Here is a 10,162-nt window from a genome sequence, read left to right on the forward strand (position 1 = left end):
CCCCCCCCCCCCCCCCCCCCCCCCCCCCCCCCCCCCCCCCCCCCCCCCCCCCCCCCCCCCCCCCCCCCCCCCCCCGCACCCCAGCAGGCAACACTCATCCGCACTAAAGATCAATAAGGAGAACGGGGACGACATGTCTGAATCCGTTAACTTGCCCGCCCTTGGTGAAAGCGTCACCGAAGGCACCGTCACTCGCTGGCTCAAGCAGGTTGGTGACCGAGTGGAAGTCGACGAGCCCCTGCTCGAAGTTTCCACCGACAAAGTAGACACCGAAATCCCGTCTCCTATTGCCGGCATCATCGAAGAAATCCTCGTAGCTGAAGACGAGACCGCCGAAGTCGGCGCTCCCCTGGTTCGGATCGGCAGCGGCAGCAACGGCGCTGCAGCGCCTGCAGCCGCGCCTTCGGAAGAAGCACCGGCAGCCCCCGCCCCTGAAGCAGCGCCCGCCCCTGAAGCAGCACCGGCTCCCGGAGCCGAAGAAGCCCCCGCTCCTGCAGCTGCCCCTGCAGCACCGTCCGGTGAAGCCTCGGGCCACGACGTGACCCTCCCCGCCTTGGGCGAAAGCGTCACCGAAGGCACCGTCACCCGCTGGCTCAAGGCCGTCGGCGACACCGTGGAAGTGGACGAACCGCTCCTTGAGGTCTCCACCGACAAGGTCGACACCGAGATCCCCTCCCCCGTGGCAGGCACCTTGCTCGAGATCCGCGTCAACGAGGACGACACGGCCGAGGTCGGCTCCGTTCTTGCAGTCATCGGCTCCGGCGCCCCCGCCGCGGCGGCACCGGCAGCTCCCGCACCCGCAGCACCGGCACCGGCGCCTGCGGCCCCGGCACCAGCAGCAGCACCGGCTACCGCCGCGGCAGCGCCCGTCGTTGAATCCGTACCGGCACCGGCAGCTCCCGCACCCGCAGCACCGGCGGCCGCTCCCGCAGCTCCGGCACCTGTTTCCGCTCCGGCAGCGTCTTCAAGCGAATCCGGCTACGTCACCCCCCTCGTCCGCAAGCTCGCCAACCAGAGCGGTGTCGACATCACCACCGTGACGGGCACCGGCGTCGGCGGCCGTATCCGGAAGCAGGACGTGCTCGCCGCGGCCGATGCCAAGAAGGCAGCAGCCGCCGCGCCCGCCCCGGCAGCCCAGGCAGCCCCCGCCAAGCCTGCTGCCGCCCCGGTCGCGGCCTCCTCGCTGCGCGGGACCGTGGAGAAGGCTCCCCGCATCCGCCAGGTCATCGCCCGCCGCATGCGCGAGTCCCTCGAAACCTCAACGCAGCTGACGCAAGTGCACGAGGTCGACATGACCAAGATCGCCAAGCTCCGCCTCAAGGCCAAGGGCTCCTTCGAAGCCCAGAACGGCGTCAAGCTGACCTTCCTGCCGTTCATCGCCAAGGCCGTAGCCGAAGCACTGAAGCAGCACCCCAAGCTGAACGCGGCATACGACGAGGGCAAGCAGGAAATCACCTACCACAACGCGGAACACCTCGCGATTGCGGTTGACACCGACAAGGGCCTCCTGGTCCCGGTTATTTCCGACGCCGGCAACCTGAACCTTGCCGGCCTGGCCGGCAAGATCGCCGACGTCGCCGGCCGTACCCGCCAGGGGAAGATCGGTCCGGACGAGCTGTCCGGCGGTACCTTCAGCATCACCAACATCGGTTCGGTTGGCGCACTGTTCGACACGCCGATCATCAACCAGCCGCAGGTGGGCATCCTGGGCACCGGCGCCATCGTCAAGCGCCCGGTCGTGGTTGCCGACGAGAACGGCGATGACTCGATCGCTGTCCGTTCCATGATGTACCTGTCGCTGACGTACGATCACCGCCTGGTTGACGGTGCCGACGCGGGCCGCTTCCTGCAGACCCTCAAGGCCCGCCTTGAGGAAGGTTCCTTCGAAGCCGACCTGGGCCTCTGATAACAGCCATCACGACGACGGGAAGGTCCCGGCGGGAAACCGCCTGGACCTTCCCGTTTTCACGCCCGGACATTGTTCCGTGGCTTTGCTACGGCTCGTAGAAGATTCTGGCTAAGCTGGAGCCATGACTATCCTCTTCAACGTCCTGCTGTTCTTGCACATCGTCGGCGCAGCCATGATCGTGGGCTACTGGATCGCCACCTTGAAGCAGCCGACCGTCCACCCGCGCCAGCGGGACGGCGCCTTCGTGCAGCTGATCACCGGTATTGCCATGATGGGTCTCCTGCCCGTGCTCCACAATCAAGATCCGGCCGAATTCGGCGATCCCAACTATTTCAAGCTCGGCATCAAGTTCGCCATCGGCCTCGCAGTTGCCGTGATGGCCGTCATTGGTGCCCGCAAGGTCAAGAAGGGCGAACCAGTCTCCACAGGTTTGGCCCACGGCGTCGGCGGCCTGGCATTGCTCAACATCGCCATCGCCACGATCTGGCAGTGATCCCGTATAGCTGCTGACTCGAGCAAACTGCGCGGCCGCCCGGACCTTCCGTCCGGGCGGCCGTTGCCGCTTAAACCGGGGCAGTCACAATCCTCTGAGAGCGGACAAGCGGTGCGCCGCCGCCGTCGAATCCCTAGGATTGATCCCGGCGGCATCCGGCATCCGGATGCCAATTCGCAACGACGCTGAGGAGTGGACATGGCTACAACACGCACCGCACACACCGTATGGAACGGCAACCTGATCGAAGGCGCAGGCAACACCACGCTGGACAGCTCCGGACTCGGGACCTTCAACGTCACCTGGAAGGCCCGCGCGGAGTCCGCAGAGGGCAAGACCAGCCCCGAAGAGCTCATCGCCGCCGCACACTCGGCATGCTTCTCGATGGCGTTCAGCAACGGCGTCGCAGGCGCAGGCTTCACACCGGAAGAGGTCAACACCAAGGCCGACGTCACCTTCCAGCCCGGCGAAGGCATCACGGGCATCCACCTGACCGTGAGCGCACGGATCCCCGGCGTTTCCGAAGAAGAATTCCAGCGCCTCGCCGAAGACGCCAAGCTCAACTGCCCGGTCTCCCAGGCACTCCGGGCAACCCCGATCACGCTGGATGCCACGCTCGCGTCCTAGCGGCAACCCGTCCCAAGCAGCGAAGTCCCCGCCTTTCCTTCCGGAAGGGCGGGGACTTCGTCTTGCGGGCCTCAAGCTAGCCTTGTTGCGGCCTCGCTGGCAACGCAGCCGGCCGGAGCTTGCGGTAGCCTTCGCGCAGCGGTGGCCGGTCCGTGGGTAGTTCCTGGACCATTTCCTTGAGTGCGCCGATCCCGTACTCCAGCTGGGGATCGGTGCCAGCCGCATAAGCGTGGGGCGGGAACACCACCTCGATGTCAGGCTCAACACCGAAGTTCTCCACGCTCCAGCCGATGCCGCCCGAGAACCATGTGGCATAGCGCGGCTGGGTCACGCCGGTGCCGTCTGCCAGGGAGAAACGGTTGTCGATGCCTACGACGCCGCCCCAGGTCCGGGTGCCGATGACCGGTCCGATGCCGCGAAGTTTGGAGACCTGCGTGATGATGTCGCCGTCGGAGCCGGCGAATTCGTCTGCGAGGATAATGACCGGTCCGCGCGGGGCGTGCTGGGGGTAGGTTCGCGGCTTTTCGCCGCGCGGCATGCTCCAGCCGGTGACCTTGCGGCCGATCAGTTCGGCCACGAGCTGCGAGGTATGGCCGCCCCGGTTGCGCCGCACGTCGACAATCAACCCGTCCAGCGCGGTCTCGGTGTCGAGATCGCGGTGGAGCTGCGCCCAGCCATTGGCCATCATGTCCGGGACATGCAGATAGCCGAACTTTCCGTCCGAGGCCTCGCGCACCGTGCGCCGGTTGGCGTGGACCCATTCCTGGTACCGCAGGCGTTCCTCATCCTTCACCGGAACAACGGCGATCCGCCGCTGCCGGCCTGCCGCCTCACCGTGCCCGCCTCCGTTGAGGAGGGTCAGTTCCACGGTCCGGCCCGCGGCGCCCACCAGTTGTTTGGCCGGAGTACGGTCCGCGGAGAGCCCGACGCCGTCTATCGCCAGGACAACGTCGCCTACCTTCGCGTCGGCGCCCGGCCTGGTCAGCGGCGAGTTGGCCAGGGGGTCGGAGGAGTCGCCCGCGAGGATGCGTGTGATCTCCCAACCATCTTCCGTGAGAATGAGGTCGGCACCGAGCCTGCCTTGTCCATTGCTCCCGGGTTCGCCCACCGCTGCCGGACGCACGTAGGCATGTGACGTGCCGAGCTCGCCGTGCAGTTCCCACAACAGGTCCACCAGGTCGTCGCGCGAGCCCAGACGTTCGACGACGGGACGGTACCGTCCATGCACCGTATCCCAGTCCTGGCCGGCCATGTCTTCGGTCCAGAAGAAGTCCCGCTGCAGCCGCCATGCTTCGTCGAATGCCTGTCCCCATACAGCCAACGGATCCATGACCACCCGGATACGGTTTAGCTCAACCTTGACAAGGTCTCCGGATTCTTCCTCGGCCTTGGCGTCGGACGGGACGGCGATGACCTGCTTGTCGTTGACGAAGACGAGTTTCCGGCCGTCTCCGGACAGCCGGTAGCGCTCGACCTCGGACGCAAGCGTGACTTGCTTCAGCTTCGTAAGGTCGTAACGGACCAAGGCCGGGGCGGGTGCCTTGTCCTGCACCTTGCCACGGCCGTCTCCCGTGACACCTGAAAGCGGGGTGTCGAGCCACAACAATGCTCCGCTGGAGGCCGAAAGCGCCGAGTAGTTGCCCTGCGGTACAGGTACGCCGATGACGCGCAGCGGCAGCCCCTCACGGTCCACGCGGACCGTGACAGTCCCGGCACCATTCCCGGTATCGTCTTTCGCGCCGTCCGCCGCGTCGTTCTTCCCGTCGCGGAGGGCGCCCGCTCCATCTTCGTCCAGCAGGTCCACCACCGGGCCGAAGGGAGACGGAGTGGCTGCAGCGAGTGCCACGAGGTACGGCTTGATGGGGCTGGGGAAGGACAAATCAAAGGCGTGGCCGTCATAGACAGGATCAAAGCTGCGGTTCGACAGGAACGCCAGGAATTTGCCGTCGGGAGTGAAGGCGGGCGATTCGTCGCAGAAGCGGCCGTCGGTGACCTCCACGATGTCCTGCGCGTTGGCGGTGTTTGCCATGCGCAGCTTGCTCCGCGAACCGAAGGACGTCACAGGTTCGGACCATGCAATCCATTGGGAGTCCGGCGACCATGCGAGGCCGTCGATGCTTCCATCCCCCACGCTGACAAGCAGCGACAGGGCGCCGCTCGCGGTGTCGGCCAGGTAGACGTCCCCGAACGCAGTACCTACGGCAAGCCACCGGCCATCGGGACTGGCTTCGACGGCGCTGGGACGGGCTGCCCTGGGGAAATCGATCCTCAGGAAATCGCTCCGTGCATCCTCGGCTCCGCTACGTGTGGCGCCAACAGGGGCAGCCGCGGGGTCCGCCGCCGCGGCGGCGGCCTCCGCGGAAACAGCCCCGGGCTCCGTGCGCGGTTCCGGCTCCCGGACTCCGGACGTCGCGGGCTGTCCCGTGATCGCCGACGCCGAGACGGGGCGGGGCAATTGTCCGGCCCCGGCTTCTTCAGCCTCAGGGGTCGCCGGTACGGGGTCCTGGACTGGTGTTTCGACGGCTGGCTGCGAAAAACGCGGCGCGATCCTCTTGACGTACAGGGAATCGACACCGTCGTGGTCCGCTACATAGGCGATACGACCGTCGACGAGCGGCCGGGGAAGCCTTGCCCGCACGCCGGGAGTCGCTTCGACCACCCGGGACGGTCCGTCTTTGTGGCGCAGCCAGTGGATGGTTCCGTGGGATTCCACAGCGCTGGCCGAGCCGGCTGCGTTGGGGACGACGTCGCCCACGTGGGCGGCAACTTTGAGGGGTGCCGGCCGGCGTGCCTGGGATGCCGAACCCAAGCTAATGTCCAGCCGTACCGCCTCGGCCTCGGCCTCAAGCGTCGGCAGGATCCACAACTCGCCCGCCGATTCGAAGATGACCCGCTTGCCGTCGCTCGCCGCGTGCCGGACGTAGAAGTCCTCGTGATCGGTGTGCCGGCGCAGGTCCGAGCCGTCCGGCTGTACAGAATAGAGGTTTCCGTAACCCTCGTGGTCCGAAAGGAAAGCGATGCGTCCGCCTACCCACAACGGGTCCGCGAGGTTCCCGTTGAGCTCGGGCACCAAGCGGGCGAACTCGCCGTTCCCGTCGGCGTCGATCCACAGTTTTCCGGCGGTACCGCCACGGTACCGCTTCCACCATGCGGGTTCGCGGGAGAGCACGCTGGAAAGGACAACGGGCCGCTCGTCCCCTACTTCCGGGCCGAAAGCCACCGATTCGACGGGGCCGAACGGAAGCTCGACGGCGGGGCCGCCGTCGAGGGGCAAGGCGTAGGCATGCGTGTGCCGTCCCTCGGCCTGCTCGAAGGCCGAGGTGACCACGACGTCACCCGTGGAGGTGAATCCCTTGACGCGGGTGGTGCCGTGACCGAAGTAGCTCAACTGCCGGTACCCGCCGCCGTCGACATTCGCGGTCACCACCTCGGGAGCGGCCCCGACGATCGTCGTCCAGACGAGCCGCTTTCCGTCCGGGGTGAACCGGGGATTGCGTGCAGGAAGCTGCTGGGCCGAAATCCGCCACGCGCGGCCTCCGGCCACGGGCGCGATCCAAACGTCGTCTTCGGCCACGAAAGTGATCAAATCACCATGCAAATGCGGGAAACGGAAGTAGCTGGAGGAGGTCATTGTTCGATCATAGTCAAAGGAGAAGTGAGCCCTTTGAGGCCTACCGTAATGCCGAAGTGATGCTTGCCATGATGTGATGAGGCATGCGAATCGTGATATCGGGTGCTTCAGGATTCATCGGAACCGCGCTCTGCGCGCGTCTTCTCGGCAGCGGGCACGACGTCGTCCGGTTGGTCCGGCGTGCGCCTGCGGGAACAGGCGAGGCATATTGGGATCCGGCCGAGGGGCAACTGGATGAGGCGGTGCTCGACGGCGCAGACGCAGTGGTCAACCTTTCCGGGGCGGGTATCGGGGAGCGCCGCTGGACCAAAGCACGCGTGCGCGAGATTATCGACTCACGCTTGCGGACAACAAAAACACTCACGACGGCGATGGCACGGCTGGGAACTCCGCCCGGAACGTTTCTGAGCCAGTCCGCATCCGGATACTACGGCTCGTCCCGGCCCGGCCTGCTCCGGGAGGACACGGGGCCAGGCCAGGGCATGCTGGCCACCCTGTGCGTCGATTGGGAAGCCGCCGCCCGCACGGCACCTGCCGGCGTACGAGTGGTGACGCCGCGTACGGGCGTCGTCCTCAGCCCGGACGGCGGAGCGCTGGGGCCACTCCTTCCGTTGTTGAAGATCGGCTTGGGCGGACCTTTGGGAAACGGCCGGCAGTACTGGCCCTGGATTTCCCTGGTGGATGAGGTTTCCGCTTTCGAATACCTGCTCGATTCCTCCCTCGAAGGTCCCGTCAACGTGTGCGCCCCGGAAAGCGCCGACGTCAACGCGATCGTTGCGCAACTGGCTGCTGCCCTGCACCGGCCGGCGTTCCTCCGGGTGCCAGCCCCGGCCCTGCGCCTCGCCCTCGGCAGCCATCTGGCAGAGGAACTTGTGCTGGCCAACCAGCGCATGGAACCGGCGCGGCTGATGGACTCGGGCTTTGCCTGGCAGCATCCCGCGCTGGCGGACGCCGCCCGGTGGGTGGCAAGCGGCGGCAAGTGACCGCCTACGTCTGCCCGGCCAGGATCTCCGTGATCCTCCACGCGTCCCCGCCACGCAGGAGAACCACCCGGAGCTCTTGTGGTTTGCCGGGGGGACGCGAGAGGACAACATTCCCCGAAGCGTCCCGTTCTTCATAGGCGGAGGTTTCCACTGTGACGGCAACTGTTGCCCGGTCCAGGCTGGAAGGTCCCTCCACATTCACGCTAGTCAAGGTCGTGGAAAAGCCCGCGAGAACTACGCCTGCATCGATCAACCCGTCCCTGAGCTTTCCGTCCGAAGCGGCAGCCACCGAGCCCTGCACGTTGACGTGTTCCAGCAGCTCGAACTTCCCCGAACGTAGCGCCATGTCCCGGATCGCCGACAGTCCCCTGATGGCTTCCTCGGGATGTGGTGATCGGATCTGGTCCCGCGCCGCCGCAGGAAGTTCTGCCGCCGCCGGGACTTTGTCGAGCACGGCCTCAGGAGTCGAAGCGGAAGCCGGCGGCCCGGCCCCCGGCCCCCGGTCGCCAGCCCGCCAGGCTGTGCCGGCCCACAGCACGGTCACTGCTCCGGCGCCCGCGGCTATCCCGAGGACGAGCACAATGGCCGCCACCCGCCGTCGTACGGAAACCCGCACGACAGCCCGCCGTCGCGCCCGGCCCGCCGCCGGCGAACGGTGGCGGCTGAAAAGCGCCGCGATACGGGCGCGCCTTGAGCGGGGATCGGGAGTACGACGCCGGGTCGTTAGTTCAGGGACAACCGTCGCATGTACCGAGGCGGAAAGGTCCACGGCTTCCGGCGCGGCGCTCCTGTAGACGGCAACACCCAAATCGGCCGCGGAAGGCCGCTGTTGCCCGTCGGGATGGAGCCCGGCCTCGATGGCAACGGCCAGGGCGGTGGGGACCGCGGGCACCAGTAATGTCAGGGGCGGCCGGCGGGCCGCCGTGTCGGGAGCGGAACCGGTGAGGCAATACCAGCCAAGGGCGGCGAGGGCGTACGTATCGCGTTGCGGTTGGAGTTCCGCGCTCCCCCGGACAACCGGATCGGAATCCACGAAGCCCGGAGTGCCCGAGTCCGGGACCCCTTGAGCGTCACCCACGACGCGGGAGATGCCCAAGTCCGAAAGCAGCGGCTTCCCTTGGGCGGTGAACAGCACGTTCCCGGGCGAAACATCGGAATGCGTCATGCCTTGGCCGTGCAGATAAGCCAAGGCCTGCGCGAGGGGCGTCAGGATAGTCACCGTTTCGCCCACGCCAAGACGCCCCCTGCTGGACACCAACTGACCGAGGGATCCCCCGGGGGCGTAATCCATGACCACGCCCACGCCGCCGGCGAAGGATCCTGCCAGCTCAACGACGCCGCGGACCTTGACGAGGTGATCGTGGTCCAGCCGGGACAGGAGCCGCACCTCGCGGAGCATGGATGAGGTAGCCGCGCCTGGAGCCGACGCCTCCGGTTTCCGGCCAAGGCATTTCACGGCGAAATTGCTCCCTGACCGCAGCTCCGTTGCCAGCCACACCGTGGCGCTCCCGCCAGACCCCAACTCGCGGACCGGGACAAAACCCGGGATCACGGGGCCGGAAGGTTCTGTCCCCGAGGAAGGCATATCCCTGCCGTGGTCCTGGCCACTCCCGCCGGGCGAAAAAGTCTCCATACCTCAACAAATACCGGAAATCGCGGATTGCCGCAGAAGTTATCCACAGGCCAGGGGCCGGAGCCTAGCGAGCAAGCCGAGTACGACTGAGAGCTTGGCCACAAAATCACGGCCTGCGCCCGGCGGGGTCTAAGCTTGTCCCCATGACTCTTGAGTTTTTACAGCTGGGTCTTGCCCCGGATTTCGTCGACTACATGCAGGGCTGGGATATCCAGCGCGAACTCCACAACAAGGTTGTTGCCGGCGAGAAACCCAGCACCGTCCTGCTCCTTGAGCATGCCGCGGTCTACACGGCAGGCAAGCTCACGGAGGATCACGAGCGCCCGTTTGACGGCACGCCCGTCGTTCCGGTGGACCGTGGCGGAAAATTGACCTGGCACGGGCCGGGCCAACTCATTGCCTACCCCATCCTCAAGCTGAAGAACCGCGCCGGGATCCGTGACTACGTCGAGCGCCTCGAAGCCGTCATGATCGCGATCATGGAGGACTACGGGATCAAGGCCACGCGGGTCAAAGGCCGGGCGGGAGTCTGGGTCCTCGCCGATGACAAGGGTCCGGACCGCAAGATCGCTGCGATCGGCATCCGTGTCCTGGACGGTGTCACCATGCATGGCGTGGCAATCAACTGCAGCAACGACCTCGCTCCCTACGCGCAGATCATCGCCTGCGGCATCACCGATGCCAGCGTCACCACCATGTCCCTCGAGACTGGCAGGACCATCAATCCGGCCGATATTGCTGAGCGCTTCATCGAAGAGTTCCGCAAGCACGAAGAAGCACTCGTATCCAGCCCCGAAGGAGCACTCCAGTGACCCTGGCACCTGAAGGCCGTAAGCTGCTGCGCGTTGAACAGCGCAACAAAGCCGTCCCGGTCGAACGCAAGCCC

7 protein-coding genes are annotated in these 10,162 nt (G+C 66.5%); 5 read left to right on the forward strand and 2 right to left on the reverse strand.

What is annotated here, in order from left to right; genetic code table 11:
• Positions 1–133: 133 nt before the first annotated feature.
• From sucB to BMF89_RS02695, 3 genes are all read left to right on the forward strand, one after another.
• A complete protein-coding gene (gene sucB / locus BMF89_RS02685) occupies positions 134–1,906 on the forward strand; it encodes a 2-oxoglutarate dehydrogenase, E2 component, dihydrolipoamide succinyltransferase (RefSeq protein WP_078105538.1) in 1,773 nt (590 codons plus the stop codon).
• Positions 1,907–2,030: 124 nt separating this feature from the next.
• Entirely contained in the window at positions 2,031–2,402 is a 372-nt protein-coding gene (locus tag BMF89_RS02690; RefSeq protein ID WP_078105539.1) for a hypothetical protein, read from the forward strand.
• A gap of 198 nt (positions 2,403–2,600) precedes the next feature.
• Positions 2,601–3,029: an OsmC family protein gene (locus tag BMF89_RS02695; protein ID WP_078105540.1), complete on the forward strand. Its 429-nt coding sequence runs from the start codon at positions 2,601–2,603 to the stop codon at positions 3,027–3,029.
• Between the two features lie 76 nt (positions 3,030–3,105).
• Here BMF89_RS02695 and BMF89_RS02700 read toward each other — a convergent pair whose 3' ends face one another.
• Positions 3,106–6,660: a S41 family peptidase gene (locus BMF89_RS02700; protein WP_078105541.1), complete on the reverse strand. Its 3,555-nt coding sequence runs from the start codon at positions 6,658–6,660 to the stop codon at positions 3,106–3,108.
• A gap of 83 nt (positions 6,661–6,743) precedes the next feature.
• Between BMF89_RS02700 and BMF89_RS02705 the strand changes: the two genes are divergently transcribed.
• On the forward strand, positions 6,744–7,643 hold the full coding sequence (locus BMF89_RS02705; protein ID WP_078105542.1) for a TIGR01777 family oxidoreductase: 900 nt from the start codon (positions 6,744–6,746) through the stop codon (positions 7,641–7,643).
• A gap of 4 nt (positions 7,644–7,647) precedes the next feature.
• On the opposite strand, the gene BMF89_RS02710 is transcribed toward BMF89_RS02705, so the two are convergent.
• On the reverse strand, positions 7,648–9,228 hold the full coding sequence (locus BMF89_RS02710; protein ID WP_078105543.1) for a serine/threonine-protein kinase: 1,581 nt from the start codon (positions 9,226–9,228) through the stop codon (positions 7,648–7,650).
• Positions 9,229–9,419: 191 nt separating this feature from the next.
• On the opposite strand from BMF89_RS02710, the gene lipB reads away from it, so the two are divergent.
• Positions 9,420–10,088: a lipoyl(octanoyl) transferase LipB gene (gene lipB / locus BMF89_RS02715; RefSeq protein WP_078105544.1), complete on the forward strand. Its 669-nt coding sequence runs from the start codon at positions 9,420–9,422 to the stop codon at positions 10,086–10,088.
• The last annotated feature ends 74 nt before the right edge of the window (positions 10,089–10,162 follow it).

The organism is Arthrobacter sp. SRS-W-1-2016 (assembly GCF_002009585.1).
GTDB classification, from domain to species: domain Bacteria; phylum Actinomycetota; class Actinomycetes; order Actinomycetales; family Micrococcaceae; genus Arthrobacter; species Arthrobacter bambusae_A.